Raw genomic sequence first — 18496 nt, 5'->3', positions numbered from 1 at the left:
CGCCCCGTGACCACCGGCGGCGGGCCGGCCCGTACGACATCGAGGGGGACTCACCCAGTGAAGCGGCGCACACTCCTGCAAGCCGGCGGTGGACTCGCGGCGACCTCCATCGCCCTGGCCACCGGCTGCGACAAGTCCACCGGCGGAGCGGGCGCGGCGCCCGCCGGGGCCTCCGGCGCCGCCACCACCGCCAACGCGGCCTCCGCCGCCGCCAACGTCTCCGGCGCCTCCTGGAGCGCGCTGGGCAAGAGCCTGGACGGCAAGCTGATACGCGCCTCCGACGCCGCGTACGCGTCCGCCCGGCGCCTCTACAACACCCGCTACGACTCGCTGAAGCCCTCGGCCATCGCGTACGTCGAGCACCCCGCCGACATAGCGGAGTGCCTCGCCTTCGCCCGCCGCCACCAGACCCCGGTGGCCATCCGCAGCGGCGGCCATTCCTACGCAGGCTGGTCCAGCGGCAACGGCAAGCTCATCATCGACGTCTCGTCCCTCTCCAAGGTGTCCGCGCCGTCCGGCGGCACGACCCGAATAGGCGCCGGCGCCAAGCTCATCGACGTGTACGAGGGCCTGGCGCCGCACGGCGTGACCGTCCCCGGCGGCTCCTGCCCCACCGTGGGGATATCCGGCCTCACCCTCGGCGGCGGCCATGGCGTCGTCTCCCGCGCCTACGGCCTGACCTGCGACAGCCTCGTGGGCGCCACCCTCGTCACCGCCGACGGCAAGACCGTCGACTGCGACAAGTCCCAGCATTCCGACCTCTTCTGGGCGCTGCGCGGCGCCGGCAACGGCAACTTCGGCGTGGTCACCGAACTCCGCTTCCGCACCCACCCCGCACCGCCCGCCGTCATGGCCTACATGACCTGGCCGTGGTCCAAGGCGGCCAAGGTCCTCGCCTCCTGGCAGAAGTGGGGCCCGGCGCAGGCCGACGAGATCTGGTCGGCCTGCCATCTCGACGCCCGCCCCGGCGGCACCCCCGGCGTCTCCGTCGCCGTCTTCTCCCTGGGCACCAAGCGCGACCTCCAGAACGCCGTCGACAAACTCGCCGACCAGCCCGGCGGCCCCGGCCCCGCGACCACCGTGCGGATCAACCCGATCGGCTACCTGGACGCGATGGAGGCCTACGCGGGCTGCTCGTCCAAGACCACCGCGCAGTGCCACACACCGGGTTCGCTGCCCGGCCAGACGGGCGCCGGCCAACTGGGCCGCGAGACCTACGCCGCCCGCTCGCACTTCTTCGACCGCGCGCTGTCCACGGCCGGCATCCGCACCCTGATGGACCAGATCGAGACCGGCAGCCGCAAGGGGGTCAACGGCAATGTCGCGCTGACGGCGCTGGGCGGCGCGATCAACCGGGTGGGCCGCACCGACACCGCGTTCGTGCACCGCGGATCCCTTTTCCTCGCCCAGTACTTGGCGTCCTGGCCCGCCAACGGCTCGCCCGGCACCCGTACCGCCTGGCTGGACTCCTTCCACTCCGCGATGCGCCGCCACTCCTCCGGCGCCGCCTACCAGAACTACACGGACCCGTCCCTGAAGGACTGGAAGACCGCCTACTACGGCCCAGCCGCCGGCCGCCTCACCAAGGTCAAGCAGACCTACGACCCACAGCGGCTGTTCAGCACTTTCCCGCAGGCGCTCTGAGGGTGCCTTCGCGAACGGCCCGGCCCCTTCGGCGAGATGCTGTGGGCGCTGGGCCGTATTGCGCGGATGGGGCGGTCCATGACCGCCCTTGCGGCTTTCCAGATGGCCGTCAGCGGACCGTTCGCCAGTCTGGCCATCTGCGGGCGCCCCTGGGCGCGGGCATAGGCCTGGACGCCCTGTGCGGCTGGGCGGACGGGCCCGCTGTCGTCCGCGTCCGGCTCGGCTGAGCCCACCTCTTTCTAGGCGTCTTCAGGATCATCAGACCGCCACCACCAGCGCCCGACTGGCTCACCGTCGGGCACGTCATCGACAAAGGCGGCCGTGCGTTTCCGGCTGACCGTGCGGCAACTGGCCTTCGTCGGGCCGCCTCTTGACTTCGAGGACCTCCAACCTCGGCGACGGAAAGGGCCTGAACGCCGACCGGAGCATCGACGGCAGTCCGCCCCTGCCCAGCCGCCGCACCACCTCCCCCATCATCCAATTCCTGGGCGGTAGGCGGCACTTCACCCCCGTCATCCCGCACATATCTGCACCGCCCCCCTCTCCCCGGCCGACCGCCATCTGACTGGCTTCCACGGAATCCGCTCCATAAATCCTCGGCGGCGCTCCGGCTTTAGCGCGGTTTAACGACGCTATGCCCTGTTTGCGCCGCAAAGCGCTCTACCGTCTGCATTATCGATGCAACAGGAGATATTCACGGATTCCCGTATGGCGTATCGATTCGGTGGTCGACTGAGGCACCGTCAAGGTCGTCCCCGTAAACGGATTTCACCTAGGCTGGCACTGTAGAGCGGTATTGGCAGAGCGTATGGATCCAACGGGGAAGGGCTGCAAAGTGACTAACAAAGAGTCATATGTCGACCATGACGAACTGATGAAGCTGGCTCGCAGCTTTGAGCAACACTCCTACGACTTGGAGAAAACCCTCCAGAAATTCAAGGCGGAAACCGGGGAAGAGGCGATCACCGACGGCTTCGGAGTCCTGACCGAGTCGGAAGAGGTGACCTCGGCTTATGTCGAGTACTCCGCAGATGTGGCCAGCGCCGTGAAGGCAATGTACGTCCATTTGGACGAGATCGGGGCCGCGCTGAAGCAGGTCGGTACGAACACGGAGACCAACGATCATGGAGTCGGGGCGCTCTTCGGGAACAACGACGGGGGTAAGTAATGAGCGGCAACGAGTCCGTAGCCGAGGAGATCGTCGAACTCGGAATTGAGATCGTCCATCCGGGAGGCCGGCCTGACGAGCTGAAGGAGGCCGCCAAGCAGTGGCGCCACCTGAAATCCGAGCTCGATCGGATATTCGGAGCCCTGGACAAGCAGGTCAATGCCGCGGTTGGGCAGGCCTGGCGGGGCGAAGCCGCCGAGGCTTTCCAAGAGCACTGGAACGGGTGCAAAAAGGCCGCCGACCACGTGACCGAGAATTTCGATGAAGCTGCCGAGGGGCTCGACAAGGCCGCGAAAGCCATCGAGGAGGTCAATGAGGAAATCGAGGACATCTACATCGAGATCGGGATCTCAGTCGGCGTCTCGATCGGCATGTCGTTCCTGACCCTCGGTGTCTCGGCCGGGGTGGGTGCGACGCGTGTAGCAATGCTGGCCAAGAGAGCCTTGGACGCGGCGGGTAAATTGGGCAGGATGCTGAGGGCCATCGCCCGGGCCTATCGGGCGCTCAAGAACATACGTTTCCTCAGGCCGTCCTTGATGCAACGCGGCGTGAAAGCTCTGGAGACCTTCACGGTGAACACGGTGTCCGGCACCGCCGGCGGTGTGGCCACCAGTCTCGCCAGCGGCAAGGGACCGGAGTGGGAGACCAACGTCATGGGAGGGATCGGCGGTGCGACGGTCGGCGCCGGAGCAGGAAAACTCGCGACGGCCCTGGGTCGTGGCGACTTCGTCAGCGGTGCGGTCGGCGGTGCAGCCGGCGGCGTCGCCGGCGACGCCCTGGATTCCGTAGTGAAGGGTAAGGACATGGACGCCCGGCAGACGGCCATCACCGCCGTCACCGGTGGCGCGGCAGGCGGGGTCGGTGGCGCTTCCCGAGGCTTCGACCGGGAAATGGACCGGCTTGCGGCGGACATCAAGATGCAGGATCGCCCAGCGGCGAATCATGAGGCCAACATGGACACTGCATGGGGCACCGTCGTCCCCATCGCCGGAGGCGTCTCGGGCAACGAGGGCAAGGACGGCTTCGACGACGTCGACAAGAGCGCCAAGGAAGGTCAGACGGGCGCCAAGCAGGGCACCAAGGGCCGTAACGAAACAGCGACCGACGAGGTACGAGATGTCTTCGGCTGACCATGCCGCAACCGGTGCCGCAACCGCCCCTCACCGGGCGGGCGCGGCACCCCGCCGGGCCGGGGCGGGTTTCGGCGCACTCGGACTGGCAGCCACCGTCTCCGTCCTGCCGCTGTGGCTCTTCTGGTCGGATCCGGAGCCGCGCCGGACGGCGATTCTTGTCGCGCTGGGGTGTGCGCTGGCCTGTGTCGGCGGCGTCGCCGTCTGCCAGCGCGCGGCAGGGGGACGACGGCCGTACGCCACGATCGCCGTCGCCGAGTTCTCGGGGAGCGAAGGGGCGGGCGGGCCAGGTGCCGCGGAACCGGACGGACCGCCCCGGGTGCTGCCCTCGCGTCGAGGCATGCAGGGGCGCTCCCTCGCGTGGTACCTCGGGGCCTCCACGGTGCTGGTGACCCTTTTCGCCCTGGTGACAGGGACACCCCAGCGGCCGGGACACATGCAGCGCATCGCCGACGCCGGGGCGGAGTTCGCGATCGTACCGATCGAGAAGGTCAGCGACGTCCAGCTCCACGATCCGAGCAAGGGCCATGACTACTACACCTCGACGGCGGTCGTCCGGCTTGCCCCGGGGGCGGGCAGGGTGCCGGTGACGGCAACCGTCCACCCGGTCACGCCCGACCGTCCGCACCCGGGCGGCAAGGTCTCGGTCCTCTACGCCCGGGCGCATCCCGGACTGGGCGCCCTCGCGGGGGACGAGCGCAGCCTCGGTGATGCGCTGGAGGGCTCCACGATGAGGACCGGGCTCGTCTGGATCGTCGGCGTCGTCTGGGCCGCCGGAATCGCCTTCTCCGTGGTCATCCTTTCCTGGCGTCGTGGATTCCGTTCCTTCTCCCGGCTGGGCCAGGCCGATATCGCCGTACGCGGGACATGCCTGGGACCCGCTGTCGTGCGGCGGGACCCCGGTGAAGACCCGTGCCTGAAAATTGTCACCGCGTCGTCCCGCACCGCGCATTTCCTGGCCGATGTCACAGAGGAACACGTCCCCGATTCCCTGAAGGGGCAGCATCTGTGGCTGTGTTGGGATGCCCGGCGCGGTGCCGGTGGCGGGCGGTTCTCCACGGACAGCACTTCGGCGGCGCTGGTCTCCGACGACGGCTGGGTGATGCACGGAATGCTCAAGGTCGACGAAGCACAGACGATGGCCGCCGAGGGTGTCTCCGTCGAAAAGGCCGCTGCGGGGAATGGCGAGGCGCGCCCTCTGCGGCTCTGGGACCCGCGCTCCGCGTGGGTGCTGTACATGGCACCGTCCGTGTTCGTGCTTGCCGCGGTGCTCATCGGCTGCGCCGCGCTGCTGACCTTCGACATCCCGGGCTTCTGGCGCTGGGTGACCGGGATCGCCGGTGCCGTCGCCGGGCTGGCACTCGGCTTTGTCGCGATGAGTGCCCCGTACCCGTCGGAACTGCGCTCTGCCATGCGCTCGGCCATGTCCTCGGAGGGGACGGAATCGAGCTGAGGCCCTCCGAGGAACGTCCCGGAGGGAAGAGACGAAGAGGCAGGCGAAAGGGCCTGCCCCCGGCCTCACGCCGCGGGCAGGCCCTTCGCTCGTTCAGGTCCGCCGGATTACTTCGAGCTCACCTCGGGATTACTTCTTGCACCCGTAATCCGTCAGCTTCCTGGTGGCGGAACCGGTACGGCCACGCCCGCCAGGTCCTGAGTTCTCGTCAGTCGGCCGGATCCTCAGGCGGAGACGGCCAGATCCACCGGCCGCCAAGTCCGCCCCTCAGACCCCGAATCCGTTCCTCAGGCCGCCAAGTCCTTGTCCCGTTCTCGTTCCCCGCGCCCCCGCGGCATCCCCGAGCCCGCGGCCACGACGCGGCCGTTCTCGGCGTCCTGGCCCGCGAGGCCGTCCGCTCCGGCGTCCGCCGAGGTGCCCGGCGCCACCACGAGCCAACGGATCGGCGACCGCCCGATGGCCGTCATCAGCGGTACCAGCATCGCCTGCGCCGGCGGGGCCAGCAGCAGCGCGACGGCCGTGCCGAGCGCGAACCCGCCCACCACGTCGGTCGGGTAGTGCACGCCCATGTAGACCCGGCAGAAGCCCTCCGCCAGCGCCAGCGCGATACCGGCCAGTCCGTACTTCCGGTTGGCGACGAACAGGCCGACACCGACCGCCATCGTCAGCGTCGCGTGATCGCTCACAAACGAGAAGTCGCTCTTGCCGGGGATCAGCACTTCCAGCCCGGCGTGGTCCTTGAACGGCCGCGGCCGTTCGACGAACGCCCGGATCGGGATGTTGGCCAGCAGCGCGATACCGGCCGCCAGCGGCGCCCACACGAGGCTCGCGATGGCAGCCGGCGCGTCCGGCTTGCGACGGGCCGTCCACCACGCGATCAGACACAGCACCGCGAGCCCGGCGATGATGCCGTACTCGCCTATGTACTCCATCGCGCGGTTGACCCAGTTCGGAGCGTCCTTCGCAAGACCGTTGACGCTGTCGAGCACGTCAAGGTCTGGGTTCGGCCCCTCCAGTGCGAGTCCAGCCATCTGCCGCGGCCCCTTATCTTTCGCGCGCGCGAGCGCCTAGGTGTGCTGCCAACCCCCCGTGGTCGTCGAGCGTCCTGCTGCGTCAAGCCGTTGCATCCAAGCGCGTATCGGATTCGCTACGCCGCTGCCGCGCCACTTCACTGGTTCGGTACGCCCCCACGCCAGGAAAACGTGATCCCCGGCCACTGCGTTCCACCTCTACCGGAAGATCACCAGGACGTTATCGAAGCTTGACTCATCGCTGCAGTTCAGGGCCATATGTTCACGCAGCGTTCGCGGCGGGCAGCGCTTTTGCGCCATCCGACGTGACCCGGGTGGCACCGATGTAGTCGGGCGTATCGATCTTGTCGAACCGGATGACCGCCCCCGTATAGGGCGCGTTGATCATGTAGCCGCCGCCCACGTACAGCCCCACGTGGTGGATGGACCGCGGATCGTTCAGGTCGTACGCGAAGAACACCAGGTCACCGGGGAGCAGTTCGTTCCGCTTCGGGTGCGGCCCGGCGTTCCACTGGTCGTTCGCCACCCGGGGCAGTTCGATGCCCACCGAGTGGTACGCGGCCTTCGTCAGCCCGGAACAGTCGAACCGCCCGCCCTGCTCGGCCGTCCCGTTCCCGCCCCACAAGTACTTCGTCCCCAGCCGCTCCTGCGCGAAGTAGATCGCCGCGGCGGCCTGCTTGGACGGCTCCACCCGCCCCACCGGCGCCTCGAAACTCTTCGCCAGCGTCGTGATCGTCTTCACGTAGTTCTGCGTCTCGCGGAACGGCGGCACACCGTTGTACTGGATCACCCGGTACGCCCCCGCGTTGTACGCCGCGAGCATGTTGTGGGTGGCGTCGCCCGGCGCGTCCTTCACGTATTTGGCCAGCTCACAGTCGTACGAGGCGGCCGACGGGATGGCGTCCTCCGGGTCCCACACGTCCTTCTTGCCGTCCCCGTTGCCGTCCACGCCGTGCGTCTGCCAGGTGCCCGGGATGAACTGCGCGATCCCCTGCGCGGCCGCCGGGCTCTGCGCCTTCGGGTTCCACCCGCTCTCCTGGTAGAGCTGGGCGGCGAGCAGCGCGGGGTTGATCGCCGGACAGAGCGTCCCCCACTTCTGCACCAATGACTGATATGCGGCGGGTACGGCCCCCTTGGCCAGCCCCACGGCCCGCCCGCCGGCAGCGCCCAGCCCGGCCGCGGCCATGTACGTACCGATCACAAGCAGCCCAAGCAGACCGAGCACCAGCCCGGTCCCGATCCCACCGGCAACCCAGTATTTCCGCACTCCCCAACCCTCCCCCATTCAGGCGCCGTTCACTGCTGTTTCGACGTGGCGAGCGCCACTTCCGGCCGCACGGGGCCGCGCAGGGGCGGTGCGGAGGGGCGCCAAGGCGTCCGGGATCCGCCCCACCGGCGCACAAGATCACCCCCGCATGCGCGACACTGGCTGGAGACACTGACGACAGGACGCGCGCCCATGAAGAACGAGAAGCAGATGAGCCGGCACATGTGGTGGCGGGTGGCGTACTTCCTGTTCGCGATCCACCTGATCGCGCTCGTCATGATCTGGGCCATGTCACACGCCCCGAAGTAGGCACGGCGCCGCGTCCCCGAGCGGTTCGAGCCCCCCGAGCTCGAACCAGACCGACTTCCCGGGCTCAGGCCCGTACCGGCACACGCCCCACTCGGCAGCGCACTCGGAGATCAACAGCAGCCCCCGCCCGCTCTCCGCATCCGCCGCGAGACAGTGCACGGCGGGAAGCGCGGGGGCCGCGTCGTGTACGAGGACCCGCAGCGTGCCCGGCCCCTGCCACTCGACGTAGAGCGTGACGGGCTCCGAGCAGCCGCTCCCCCGGCACGCGTTGACGGCATTCGTCACCACCTCGGACGTCAACAGCAGCGCGGTATCGGCGAGATCGTCGCGGTGCGCGGTACGAAGCGAGGTACGGACCGCCTCTCTGGCCGTACGGACCCAGCCGGGGTGCGGCGGGAAGACGAGGGAGAAGTCGGCGGAGGCGGTCGTGGCCACGGTCATGGAGACCTCACTTCTAGCGATGCCGTCGCTGAGATCTCCGACGGTAGGGTTGCGAGTTTCCAATTGGCAACCCAACTAGGGAAGTTGCCCCCAACGAGTGGCACCGCGCTGCCAGGACCGGGCAGACTGCTTCTGATCAGGAGGAGGCAGTCATGGGGCTTCGGGCCAACCCGACGCAACGCCAGCGCCGTTTGGGGGTGGAACTGCGCAGGCTGCGCGAGGCCGCCGGCATGTCAGCGACCGAAGCAGCGACGTTCGCCGACCTCAGCTCGCCGCATCTGGGCCACATCGAGGCCGCGAGAACGGCGACCCCGGAGGCGAAGCTGCGGGCATTGGCGGCTGCGTACGGTTGCCAGCAGGAACCCCTCGTCGAAGCTCTGGTCGCCATGAGCAACGCCACCGGCAAGGGCTGGTGGTCGACGTACAAGAAGGCGCTCGACTCGCGGGTTCTCGACCTCGCGGAACTGGAGGCGACAGCCTCCGTGCACCGCACCTTCGACTGGCTCTATGTGCCGGGGCTGCTCCAGACCGAGGAGTACATGCGCGCCCTGTTCAACAGCGGACACCCCGTCGCCGACAGCCGGACCCTCGACACGTACGCCGAGTTCAGGCTGAGTCGCCAGCAGGTGCTCGACGTCGACAAGCCGCCGACACTGCACGCGGTCATCCACGAGGCGGCCTTCCACATGTGCTTCGTGGACACCGCGATCATGCGCCGCCAGCTCACCCATCTCATCGAGATGGCCAAGTTGCCGCATGTGCACATCCAGATCCTGCCGTTCAAGGCCACCACCTACCCCGACGCGATGGGCGCCCCTTTCGTCCTTCTGGAATCGGCAGTGCCCGAACTGAGCACGGTGTATATCGAGCACCCGGTGTCGGCACTGTTTCTGGACGATCCGCCGCAGCTGGCCCAGTACAACGCCGCTTTCGAGAGCCTCAGTTCCTCCGCCCTTGCCCCGCTCGCAGCTTGCCCCGAACGCGTGACCTATGCGAAGACAGAGTCACTCGGGCTCGTACAGCACTTGCTCTACGTCCTGTGAGAAGGGACCTACATCCATGCTCAGCTGGCAGAAATCGAGCTACAGCAGCGGCAACGGCAGCTCCAACTGCGTCGAGGTGGCAACCAGCCCGGACGGGGTAGTCCACTTCCGCGAGAGCGACCGCCCAACCGACGTCGCCCTCACCGCCCGTCCCACCTGGGCCCAATTCCTCGCCCACCTCAAGAGGAACCCATAAGGAACCCCCATGCCCCTCGACTGGATCAAGGCAACCGACGACCCGTCCGCCGCCGAATACATCGAGATCGCTTTCGGCGGCGACGAGGACAACGACCCCGTCTACCTCCGCACGAACACCGAGCCGGACAACGTCATCACCACCACCCGCCGCAAGTGGGACGCGTTCGTACTCGGCGTGAAGGCAGGCGAGTTCGACCACTTCGCCGGGCTCTAGCAGCCCAAACGCTCATTGCTCAGCGTTATCGGCCGTGATACACACGGTGAGACCGAAAGAAAGCCGCCAAGTCGACATCCGAAGGACGTCTTCGTCGGCGAAGATAGAAGCTGACCTGTGCCGCGGGGCGCGGGACACAACTACCCACACAAGGCGGTGAGTTCACACATGTTCCTTGCTGCACCCGACAAAGGCGATATCACCACCATCATCGGTGGAATCGCCCCGAGCTGGGGGCCGTTCGGGAGCCTGGGCACCGAAGCCCGCGTGATGATCGAAGTGGTCATGGCGATCGCGATCCTGCTGTGCCTCGGCATCGCGATCTGGGGCGCGGCCAAGCAACGTATCGGCGCCACCGCGCTGCGCGACACGTTCAGCGCCGAACAGGGCAAGGGCCTGATCGTGGCCGGCCTGACCGGCGTCTTCATCATCGGCTCGCTCGGGACGCTGTTCACGATCGTCTACGGGATGGCGGTCTAGCCCGCCGCCGACCCTACCGCCGAGCCCGCCAGACCCGCCGGACCGCGCACCCACGCATCCGTCCGTCCCGGCGTCGCCCCCCATGCGCCCCCTGCCCGCCACCCCTCCACCGTGCCGTGCCTCCATTCATCCCCCCACATGCCGCACCTCCCTGCCGAGGCCCCATGCTGACGCCCGCTCACCCGGCCCGACAGGCCCTTCGCCATGCCTCCGTCATGCCCACGACCAGCACACCGGTTGGGCCGGGCGCCGGATGGGGACAGGTGGATCCGGAGAGAAGAAGGCTGCGGCGGATGCGGGAGCAGACGATGGGCACAAACAACCCAAAGTCCCCCATTCGCCGCCGTTGTTCAGCATCTGAGGACCCGTCACCGTGAGATGTACTGGTACCACTGCGCCCGTGCCGCCGCCCGCGCGGCTACGGTCATATGAGGGCGGCACAACAACGGCAGAGACGGCGATGCCGGCAGAGGGGGCACAGGGGCGATGAGTCTCAACGACGATGGCGGCTACGGCGGCGAGGGCCGTCGCGGCCACGGGACGGGCCAGACGCGTACGAGACTGCCCGACGGCGAGGGCGATGTCTACGGATCGGGACGGCGGTCCAGAACCGGCATGTCGAGCCGGAACCTCGTCACGATCGTGGGCGTGGTGGTGCTGCTGATAGCGGCCATAGCGTTCGCCAACCAGGGCGGGGGCGGCGGCGGCGACTCGGCGTCGAGCGGTTCCGCGAAGGACGCGGACGCCCAGCCGACGGCCCCTACGGGCACCAAGCCGGTCAACGGCAAGACGGGCGGCATCGCTTCGGGCTTCGCGAAGACGGAGCAGGGGGCGCAGTCGGCGGCGGCGAATTACGCGGTGGCGTTGGTTTCCGCCAACATCCTGAAGCCCGACGAGCGCCACGCAATCGTCGAGAAAGTCTTCGCACCGGACAAGGTCGACGAGATGCAGGGCAAGCTCGACGGGGCGTACTCCACCGGGTTCCTCAAGAAGCTCGGCCTCGACGCGCACGGCGACGCAGCTCAGGGCATGACCTACATCTCGCGCACCGTCCCCGTGGGCACCAAACTCGTCAAGCTCTCCGGTGACACCGCGAGCCTCGAAGTGTGGTGCACGGGCCTCTTCGGCACGGCCGGCGCGAAGTCGACGGCCCCGGTGACCAGTGACTGGTTCACCATGCGTCTCCAGCTGAAGTGGGCAGACGGCGACTGGAAGGTAGACGGCTTCTCACAGCAGGACGGACCTGCCCCGGTCAACGGGGACAACAAGACGTCCGGCGCAGACCAGATCGCCGAAGCGGTTGAACAGTACGGAGGGTTCACGTATGCGCGGTAATCAACGGAGGCGCGCCCTTACGATCACAGCCGCGGTGACGGCCGTGCAAACCACCGTGTTCCTGCTAGCCACCCGCGCGATGGGCGCCCCCAAGCCCAGTCCGTCCCCCAAGGACAAGTGCGATCTGATCGTCGGCCCCGCCAAGGACTACTGCCAAGACGGCGACAAAGCCGACTCCCCCAAACTCCCCCCCTCCAACCCCCTCGACAACAACCCCCTCGACCCCCTCGAATCGCTCGCCAAGGGCTGTGCCAAAGCCGCCGCCTGGATCGTCACCAAGCTTTCCGACGCCGTGAAGTCCACCTCTCAGGTCGACTTCACCAACAGCAACTTCCTGCGCCAGTACGCCGTCGTCTTCGCGGCCTCGACGATCCTGACGCTGGTGCTCTGGCTGCTCGCCGTCGCCAAGCGGGCCGTGCGCGGTGTACGCCTCACCGAGGCGATCGGTGAGGCGGTCGGGTTCCTCTGGCTGACCGTCCTCGCGTCCGCGTTCACGCCGCTGATCCTCTACACCATCGTCTCGGCGACCGACGGCGTCACCGAGGTCATCGCCAGGGGGACGGGGGCGCAGACCGACACGTTCTTCGGCGCGTTCTCGCAGGCGCTCACCAAGGGCACCGACATCGGCGGCGGGCCGATCATGCTGATCGTGGTGTCGCTGGTGTCCATCCTCGCCTCCGGTGTGCTGTGGCTGGAGCTGGTGATCCGGGCGGCGCTGCTGTACGTCGGCGCGCTCCTCGGGACCGTCGTCTACGCGGGGCTGGTCGACAAGAACATGTGGGGGCACGTCCGCCGCTGGGCGGGCATCATGATCGCGGTGATCATGGTGAAGCCCGTCATCGTGATCGTGCTGGGCATCGCCGGCGCGCTCTCCTCGGAGGACGGCCCCAACGCGTTCTCCGCCGTCGTGTCCGGGCTCGCCATCATCATCCTGGCCATCTTCGCCAGCGCCATGATCTACCGCTTCGTCCCCGGCTTCGGCGACGAGATCGCCAACTCCCGCAACAACCGCATCATGCAGAGTGCGGAGAACAAGGCGGCCGCCGTCATCAGTTCCCCGGCCGCCCTCGTCTCCCAGGGCATCAAGACCCACAGCTCCCGCAACTCCGGCGGCGACGGCGGCGGCAGCCAGGCGCAGGGCGGCCAGTCCCGGCCCGCCGACTCCGTCTCCGGCGGCGTCGCCGCGCACAGCACCCGCACCAGCGGCGGCCGTTCCACCCCCACCACCCCCGCTCCCCGTACGAGCCCCGATTCCGGCAGCGGCGCCCGCACCGGCAAGACAGCAGGAGGTGATGGGCGGTGAGTACGCAGTCCCACCCGATCGCGCCCCGTCGCACATATCTGATCGGCCGTGCCCGGCCCAACGCGATCGTCGGCAAGAACCGCGAGACCGGCGAGATCGCGATGATCATCGCGGGCGCGTTCCTCGGCATGATGTGCGGCCTGCTGGTGCCCGTCCTCCCGCTGCGGATCGCGACCCTCACCGGCTTCCCGATGCTGGGGCTCGCCGCCGTCTACGTCCCGTACAAGGGCCGCACGTTCTACAAGTGGTTCGAGATCAACCGCAGCTACCGCCGTACGGTCCGGCGCGGCACCGCCTACCGCTCCGGCGCCGTCGAGGCGGGCACCCGGCTCGACGGCCGGGAGGTCGAGATCGGCCCGCCGCCCGGCATCGGCCGGATCAACTGGCTGGCCGCCCCGTTCGGTCCGGACGAGATCGCCGTCCTCCTGCACGCCGACCGCAAAACCGTCACTGCGGCCATCGAGATCGAGGGCCCCGGCGTCGGCCTGCGCGACAGCGAGGACCAGGAGGCCCTGGTCGACCGCTTCGGCACGCTGCTCAAGCACGTGGCCAACGGGGACGGCTTCGTGACTCGTCTGCAGATCCTGGCGCGTACGCTCCCGGCCGACCCGGACGCCCACGCCAAGGACGTCGCCCAGCGCGGCGACACCCAGGCCCCCCGCTGGCTCAAGGACTCCTACGACCAGCTCCAGTCGATGGTCTCCACGTCCTCCGAGCAGCACCGCGCCTATCTCGTCGCGTGCATGCACTACACCCGCGAACTGGCCGCAGAGGCCACCACCATGGCGCGCGCCGCGCACACCCAGCGCACCGGCCTGCTCCGCCAGAAACTGGACCGGGACGCCGGGCTCGCCGTCGTCATGGCCCGCGAGCTCAACGACATCTGCGCCCGGCTCGCCGAAGCCGACATCCGGGTACGCCAGCCCCTCGGCCAGGCCCGCCTCGCCTCCCTCGTGCACTCCATGTACGACCCTGACCACCCCATCGACCACATCCAGGCGATGAGCAAGCGCAACGCCTGGCCGGCCGAGCTGGACGCGATGGAGCCGACGTACCTCCAGGCCAAGACCCGCGAGTCCACGACCCGCGCGCCCTGGTGCCACTCCACCGCCTGGGTCAAGGAGTGGCCGCTCACCCCGGTGGGCGTCAACTTCCTCGCCCCGCTCCTGGTGCACACCCCGGACGTGATTCGTACGGTCGCGGTCTGCATGGACCTGGAACCCACCGAGATCGCCATCGAGCGGATGCTGACGGAGAAGACGAACGACGACGCGGAGGCGAGCCGGGCCGCGAAGATGAACCGGGTCGTGGACCCGCGCGATGTCGCCCACCACGGGCGCGTCGACCAGCGCGGCGAGGACCTCGCCTCCGGCGCCGCCGGCGTCAACCTCGTCGGCTACATCACGGTCTCCGCCCGCTCCCCCGAGGCGCTCGCCCGCGACAAGCGCACCATCCGCGCCTCGGCCGGCAAGTCCTACCTCAAGCTGGAGTGGTGCGACCGGGAGCACCACCGGGCCTTCGTCAACACCCTGCCGTTCGCGACCGGTATCCGCCGCTAACGCCGCTGAACGCCGCTAACGCCCCTGGGAGGCGCGTACGTCATGGCCATGTTCGACCCGCTCGGTGCCCTCACCGACGCATTCACCAGCTTCCTGTTCGGGAAGGTGGAGACGACAAGGCTGCCCGTACGCACCTCCACCGGCCAGGCCCAGGCGGTCTATCTGCCCACCGCGGCGCCCGGCCTCGGCGACTCCGGCGTGATCATCGGCCGCGAGGTCTACAGCGGCAAGGGCTATATCTACGACCCGTTCCAGCTGTACGGACAGCAGCTGCCCGCACCCCACTGGTTGGTCCTCGGCGAGTCCGGCAACGGCAAGTCCGCCCTGGAGAAGACGTACGTCCTGCGGCAGTTGAGGTTCCGCGACCGGCAGGTGGTGGTGCTGGACGCGCAGGGCGAGGACGGCGTCGGCGAATGGAACCTCATCGCCGAGGAGCTGGGCATCACCCCCATCCGCCTCGACCCGACCGCCGCCCTCAACGGGGGCATCCGCCTCAACCCCCTCGACCCGTCGATCACCACCACCGGCCAGCTGGCCCTGCTCCGTACGATCATCGAGGTCGCGATGGGCCACGGCCTGGACGAACGCGCCGGCTTCGCCCTCAAGGTCGCGCACTCGACGGTGCTCAACGAATTCGGCACCCCTGAGGGGGCCGAGGGGACGGACGGGACCGGAGGGAACGGTTCCCTCACCACCCGGCAGCCCGTGCTGACCGACATCGTCGAGCAACTGCGCCACCCGGAGCCCGAGGCGGCGGAGGCCATGAACGTCGACATAGACGACGTACGGGCCTGGGGCCTGGACGTGGCACTGGTCCTGGACCGCCTCGTCGACGGTGACCTGCGCGGCATGTTCGACGGCCCGACCAGCGCCGGCATCGACCTGGACGCCCCGCTGATCGTCTTCGACCTCTCGCACATCGACCGCAACTCGATCGCGATGCCGATCCTGATGGCGATCGTCGGCGTCTGGCTGGAACACACCTGGATCCGCCCCGACCGCAAGAAGCGCATCTTCCTGGTCGAGGAAGCCTGGCACATCATCAACTCCCCGTTCGTCGCCCAGCTCTTCCAGCGGCTGCTGAAGTTCGGCCGCCGCCTCGGCCTGTCCTTCGTGGCCGTCGTCCACCACCTCAGCGACGTGGTCGACGGCGCGGCCGCGCGCGAGGCCGCGGCGATCCTCAAAATGGCGTCGACCCGGACGATCTACGCCCAGAAAGCCGATGAGGCCCGCGCCACCGGCCGCGTCCTGGGACTCCCCCGCTGGGCCGTCGAGATCATCCCGACCCTGACCCCCGGCATCGCCGTATGGGACGTCAACGGCAACGTCCAGGTCGTCAAGCACCTCATCACCGAGGCCGAACGCCCCCTGGTCTACACCGACCGGGCGATGACCGAGGCGTCCTCCACGGTGTCGGACGAGGCGCGCGCGATCGAGCGGGCGGCGGACGCCGAGGCCGAGGCGCGCGCCGAAGCCATGGCGATGGAACGGCAGTTGAGGGACGAGTCGAGCGAGACGGTGGCGTGAATCGCGGATACGGCGGATACGGCGGACGCGGCCGCTTCGATCGGGGGCGGAGCGACGGCCGGGACGGACACGGCGGGTACGGGGAACGTGACGGCCGGGACGGGCGGGACGGACGCGGCGGCCGGGAGCGCGGTATCCCCGACTCCCTCCTCGTCGGCCTGCTCGCCTTCCTCCTCGGCCTGACCCTGCTGGTGTGGACGGCGACCGGCCTGGCCGGCCTCCTCGCCCACGGCGCCTGGCCCGACCGCGTCACCTTCACCGGCACGCCCATGGCCCTGCGCCATCTCGTCTCCGCCCCGCACGACCTGGCCGCCGCCTGGCCCGACACCCCCAAGGAACAGCTCTCCGGCTACGGCCTGTTCTGGGGAATACTGATCGGCCAGCTGATGGTGCTGCTGGTCCTGACGATCTTCACGCTGGGAACGGTCACGCGGTACCGCGCGGTACGGGCAGCACGGCGCGAGGCAGCCCGCGAAGCGCACGAGGAGCCTCGGGAGACGGCCGGCGAGGGTGCGGCGGTGGCACCATCGCCCCCCGCCGCGGCCTCGTCCGACACGGCCGCGCCAACTCCCGCTCCTACCAAGCTGTGGGCAGGCGTGCCGCAGGGCGGCACGGGTGGGCACAGCGGCACCCCCACCGGCGGGCAGCCGGAGTCCGAAGCGGGCCCCCCACAAGCCGCGGCACCCCTAGCCGCGCAGCCCCACCCCCCGCTCCCCCGCATCGAGTTCGGCCCCGACCGCACCACCACCCGCACCGCCGCCCTCGCCGCCGCGACCGCCGCCGAGGGCCCGCTGGTCGTCGCCACGACAGACCCCGCCCTCTGGTCCGAGACCAAGGACGCCCGCGCCAAACTCGGCCCACTCCTGACCTACGACCCCACGCACCGCCTCGACACCCCGGCCCGGCTCCGCTGGTCACCGACCTCCGGCTGCGAGGACATCACCACCGCCGCGGCCCGCGCCACCGCCCTCCTGGCGCCCGTACGCCCCGTCAGCGCCCTGGACTCGGCCGTCGCGGACGCCGCCCAGACCCTGCTCCGCTGCTGGCTGCACGCCGCAGCGGTGGACGGCCGCCCGTTCCGCCAGCTCCACCGCTGGGCCCACGCCACCGGCGCCGCCCAGGAGCCCGTACGCATCCTGCGCACCAGCACCAAGGCATCCGCCGGCCAGGCAGGCGAGCTGGAGTCCGTGCTCACCGCGCACGCCGAACGCCGCGAGATCGCCAAAGAGTTGGTAGGCCGCGCACTGACAGCCCTCTCCTCGATCCATATCCGCGATGCCTGCACCCCGCTACGAGCAGATTCGCTCATTCTCGAATCATTTATCGACGAGGGGGGAACGCTCTACGTGGTCGGGGAGTCCATCGAGGATCCGCGTACCAATCCGGGTGCGATGCCCCTGCTCACCGCACTCCTCTCGAGCGTGGTCGAGCACGGCCGCCGCATGGCCGAACGGTCATCTGACGGTCGGCTCGACCCACCACTCACCCTCGTCCTCGACGACATCGCGGCGCTGGCCCCGCTGCCCGCGCTCCCCGAGCTCCTCGAAACGGGCGGTACGCGCGGCCTGTTGACCCTCGCGACCGTCCGCTCCCAGGAGCAGGCCCGAGCCCGCTGGCCCAGCAGCGCTCTGCCGGCCTGAGGACTCACACCGTCCCGGCCGCTCAGCCCTTGGGCATCTGGCCCGGGCTCAGGGAAACCATCGCGTCCGTCGGCATTCCGCCGCCCATCGACGAGTCACCGGCACCGCCGCCGGGCATCCCACTCCCACCACCGGGGATCCCACCCCCACCGAACAAGTTGCTGCCCAGGAGCCCGGCCCCCTGGCCGCCGCTGTCGCCGCCCGACTTCTTCGCCGACTTGCCGCCCTGCATGCCACGCGACTCCGTCGCACCCTGCGACTGCGTGGCTCCCTGACCGAGCGGGTTCGCGTTCTGACGCTCGCCGACGGCCTGGGGAATGGCCCCGGAGCTGACATCGTCGCCGCCGTCGGCGGAGCTTGCGACGGCCGTTCCGGCGCCGCCCAGAACGGCCGTGGCAGCCAGCAGTGCCGCGATGAGAGTTCTGCTCTTGCGGTGGTACATACAGCCTCCGTGAGATATAGGCGCCCCGGCTGGGCGCGCCCCAGGGCCTTACCCGTAAACGCCGTCGTTGCGTTCCCCCCAACGGGTGATTTGCCTTGACATCCCCTCATACGGACCTCATACGGACCGCACACCAGCCAAATGCGCTCCCGGCCCCTGCCCATGTGGCCCTAAACGCAGAAAAGCCCCGCACCAAGGTGCGGGGCTTTCCCAAAAATTGTTCGGCGGCGTCCTACTCTCCCACAGGGTCCCCCCTGCAGTACCATCGGCGCTGAAAGGCTTAGCTTCCGGGTTCGAAATGTAACCGGGCGT

Annotated in this window: 17 protein-coding genes and 1 rRNA gene; 13 read left to right on the top strand and 5 right to left on the bottom strand. The window is 69.0% G+C overall.

All coding sequences use genetic code 11. The annotated features are described in order from the left end of the window. Positions 1–57 precede the first annotated feature (57 nt). The 4 genes from FCH28_RS16360 (at position 58) to FCH28_RS16345 (ending at position 5395) form a co-directional block, all read left to right on the top strand. Positions 58–1644, top strand: a complete 1587-nt coding sequence (locus FCH28_RS16360) for an FAD-binding oxidoreductase (protein WP_136740777.1) — start codon at positions 58–60, stop codon at positions 1642–1644. Positions 1645–2479: 835 nt separating this feature from the next. After that, on the top strand, positions 2480–2812 hold the full coding sequence (locus FCH28_RS16355; protein ID WP_136740776.1) for a hypothetical protein: 333 nt from the start codon (positions 2480–2482) through the stop codon (positions 2810–2812). Beyond that, on the top strand, positions 2812–3942 hold the full coding sequence (locus FCH28_RS16350) for a WXG100 family type VII secretion target (RefSeq protein WP_136740775.1): 1131 nt from the start codon (positions 2812–2814) through the stop codon (positions 3940–3942). The genes FCH28_RS16355 and FCH28_RS16350 overlap by 1 nt, the downstream gene beginning before the upstream one ends. Further along, entirely contained in the window at positions 3929–5395 is a 1467-nt protein-coding gene (locus tag FCH28_RS16345; RefSeq protein ID WP_136740772.1) for a hypothetical protein, read from the top strand. The genes FCH28_RS16350 and FCH28_RS16345 overlap by 14 nt, the downstream gene beginning before the upstream one ends. 287 nt (positions 5396–5682) lie before the next feature. On the opposite strand, the gene FCH28_RS16340 is transcribed toward FCH28_RS16345, so the two are convergent. The 3 genes from FCH28_RS16340 to FCH28_RS16330 all read right to left on the bottom strand — a co-directional run bounded on the left by FCH28_RS16340 (position 5683) and on the right by FCH28_RS16330 (position 8443). Next, complete coding sequence (locus tag FCH28_RS16340) at positions 5683–6426, bottom strand: phosphatase PAP2 family protein (protein WP_136740770.1); 744 nt, start codon at positions 6424–6426, stop codon at positions 5683–5685. 262 nt (positions 6427–6688) lie between these two features. Further along, positions 6689–7693, bottom strand: coding sequence for a C40 family peptidase (locus tag FCH28_RS16335; protein ID WP_136740769.1), 1005 nt, complete (start codon positions 7691–7693; stop codon positions 6689–6691). Between the two features lie 291 nt (positions 7694–7984). After that, positions 7985–8443, bottom strand: a complete 459-nt coding sequence (locus FCH28_RS16330; protein ID WP_136740767.1) for an ATP-binding protein — start codon at positions 8441–8443, stop codon at positions 7985–7987. A 152-nt stretch (positions 8444–8595) separates the two neighbouring features. On the opposite strand from FCH28_RS16330, the gene FCH28_RS16325 reads away from it, so the two are divergent. From FCH28_RS16325 to FCH28_RS16285, 9 genes are all read left to right on the top strand, one after another. Then, on the top strand, positions 8596–9486 hold the full coding sequence (locus tag FCH28_RS16325) for a helix-turn-helix domain-containing protein (RefSeq protein ID WP_136740765.1): 891 nt from the start codon (positions 8596–8598) through the stop codon (positions 9484–9486). After that, the gene (locus tag FCH28_RS16320; protein WP_342781633.1) at positions 9434–9682 is read left to right on the top strand and encodes a DUF397 domain-containing protein; all 249 of its coding nucleotides are present in this window, start codon (positions 9434–9436) and stop codon (positions 9680–9682) included. Before FCH28_RS16325 ends, FCH28_RS16320 begins: the two co-directional genes overlap by 53 nt. A 9-nt stretch (positions 9683–9691) precedes the next feature. Beyond that, positions 9692–9898, top strand: coding sequence for a DUF397 domain-containing protein (locus FCH28_RS16315; protein ID WP_136740762.1), 207 nt, complete (start codon positions 9692–9694; stop codon positions 9896–9898). A gap of 168 nt (positions 9899–10066) precedes the next feature. Then, complete coding sequence (locus tag FCH28_RS16310; RefSeq protein ID WP_136740760.1) at positions 10067–10378, top strand: hypothetical protein; 312 nt, start codon at positions 10067–10069, stop codon at positions 10376–10378. A gap of 486 nt (positions 10379–10864) precedes the next feature. Then, positions 10865–11713: a DUF8175 domain-containg protein gene (locus tag FCH28_RS16305; protein ID WP_136740758.1), complete on the top strand. Its 849-nt coding sequence runs from the start codon at positions 10865–10867 to the stop codon at positions 11711–11713. After that, positions 11703–13016, top strand: coding sequence for a hypothetical protein (locus tag FCH28_RS16300; RefSeq protein WP_136740757.1), 1314 nt, complete (start codon positions 11703–11705; stop codon positions 13014–13016). The genes FCH28_RS16305 and FCH28_RS16300 overlap by 11 nt, the downstream gene beginning before the upstream one ends. Then, positions 13013–14575, top strand: a complete 1563-nt coding sequence (locus tag FCH28_RS16295) for an SCO6880 family protein (protein WP_136740755.1) — start codon at positions 13013–13015, stop codon at positions 14573–14575. The genes FCH28_RS16300 and FCH28_RS16295 overlap by 4 nt, the downstream gene beginning before the upstream one ends. A 48-nt stretch (positions 14576–14623) precedes the next feature. Continuing rightward, complete coding sequence (locus tag FCH28_RS16290; protein WP_136741123.1) at positions 14624–16102, top strand: ATP/GTP-binding protein; 1479 nt, start codon at positions 14624–14626, stop codon at positions 16100–16102. Further along, a complete protein-coding gene (locus FCH28_RS16285; RefSeq protein WP_425471938.1) occupies positions 16099–17742 on the top strand; it encodes a type VI secretion protein in 1644 nt (547 codons plus the stop codon). Before FCH28_RS16290 ends, FCH28_RS16285 begins: the two co-directional genes overlap by 4 nt. Positions 17743–17764: 22 nt before the next feature. Here FCH28_RS16285 and FCH28_RS16280 read toward each other — a convergent pair whose 3' ends face one another. Both FCH28_RS16280 and rrf read right to left on the bottom strand, forming a co-directional pair. Continuing rightward, positions 17765–18184: a hypothetical protein gene (locus tag FCH28_RS16280; RefSeq protein ID WP_136740754.1), complete on the bottom strand. Its 420-nt coding sequence runs from the start codon at positions 18182–18184 to the stop codon at positions 17765–17767. Between the two features lie 219 nt (positions 18185–18403). Then, positions 18404–18496: ribosomal RNA gene (rrf, locus tag FCH28_RS16275) — 5S ribosomal RNA — on the bottom strand; the annotation flags it as partial.

Origin of the sequence: Streptomyces piniterrae, from assembly GCF_005048155.1 — a bacterium.
GTDB classification, from domain to species: domain Bacteria; phylum Actinomycetota; class Actinomycetes; order Streptomycetales; family Streptomycetaceae; genus Streptomyces; species Streptomyces piniterrae.
This window is presented reverse-complemented; position numbering and strand designations above follow the sequence as displayed.

Bases quoted from the DNA above. Each gene is read 5' to 3' on its own strand.
- FCH28_RS16350 (WP_136740775.1), top strand. From the start codon at position 2,812: ATGAGCGGCAACGAGTCCGTAGCCGAGGAGATCGTCGAACTCGGAATT.
- FCH28_RS16345 (WP_136740772.1), top strand. From the start codon at position 3,929: ATGTCTTCGGCTGACCATGCCGCAACCGGTGCCGCAACCGCCCCTCAC.
- FCH28_RS16340 (WP_136740770.1), bottom strand. From the start codon at position 6,426: ATGGCTGGACTCGCACTGGAGGGGCCGAACCCAGACCTTGACGTGCTC.
- FCH28_RS16330 (WP_136740767.1), bottom strand. From the start codon at position 8,443: ATGACCGTGGCCACGACCGCCTCCGCCGACTTCTCCCTCGTCTTCCCG.
- FCH28_RS16325 (WP_136740765.1), top strand. From the start codon at position 8,596: ATGGGGCTTCGGGCCAACCCGACGCAACGCCAGCGCCGTTTGGGGGTG.
- FCH28_RS16320 (WP_342781633.1), top strand. From the start codon at position 9,434: ATGCGAAGACAGAGTCACTCGGGCTCGTACAGCACTTGCTCTACGTCC.
- FCH28_RS16315 (WP_136740762.1), top strand. From the start codon at position 9,692: ATGCCCCTCGACTGGATCAAGGCAACCGACGACCCGTCCGCCGCCGAA.
- FCH28_RS16310 (WP_136740760.1), top strand. From the start codon at position 10,067: ATGTTCCTTGCTGCACCCGACAAAGGCGATATCACCACCATCATCGGT.
- FCH28_RS16305 (WP_136740758.1), top strand. From the start codon at position 10,865: ATGAGTCTCAACGACGATGGCGGCTACGGCGGCGAGGGCCGTCGCGGC.
- FCH28_RS16300 (WP_136740757.1), top strand. From the start codon at position 11,703: ATGCGCGGTAATCAACGGAGGCGCGCCCTTACGATCACAGCCGCGGTG.
- FCH28_RS16290 (WP_136741123.1), top strand. From the start codon at position 14,624: ATGTTCGACCCGCTCGGTGCCCTCACCGACGCATTCACCAGCTTCCTG.
- FCH28_RS16280 (WP_136740754.1), bottom strand. From the start codon at position 18,184: ATGTACCACCGCAAGAGCAGAACTCTCATCGCGGCACTGCTGGCTGCC.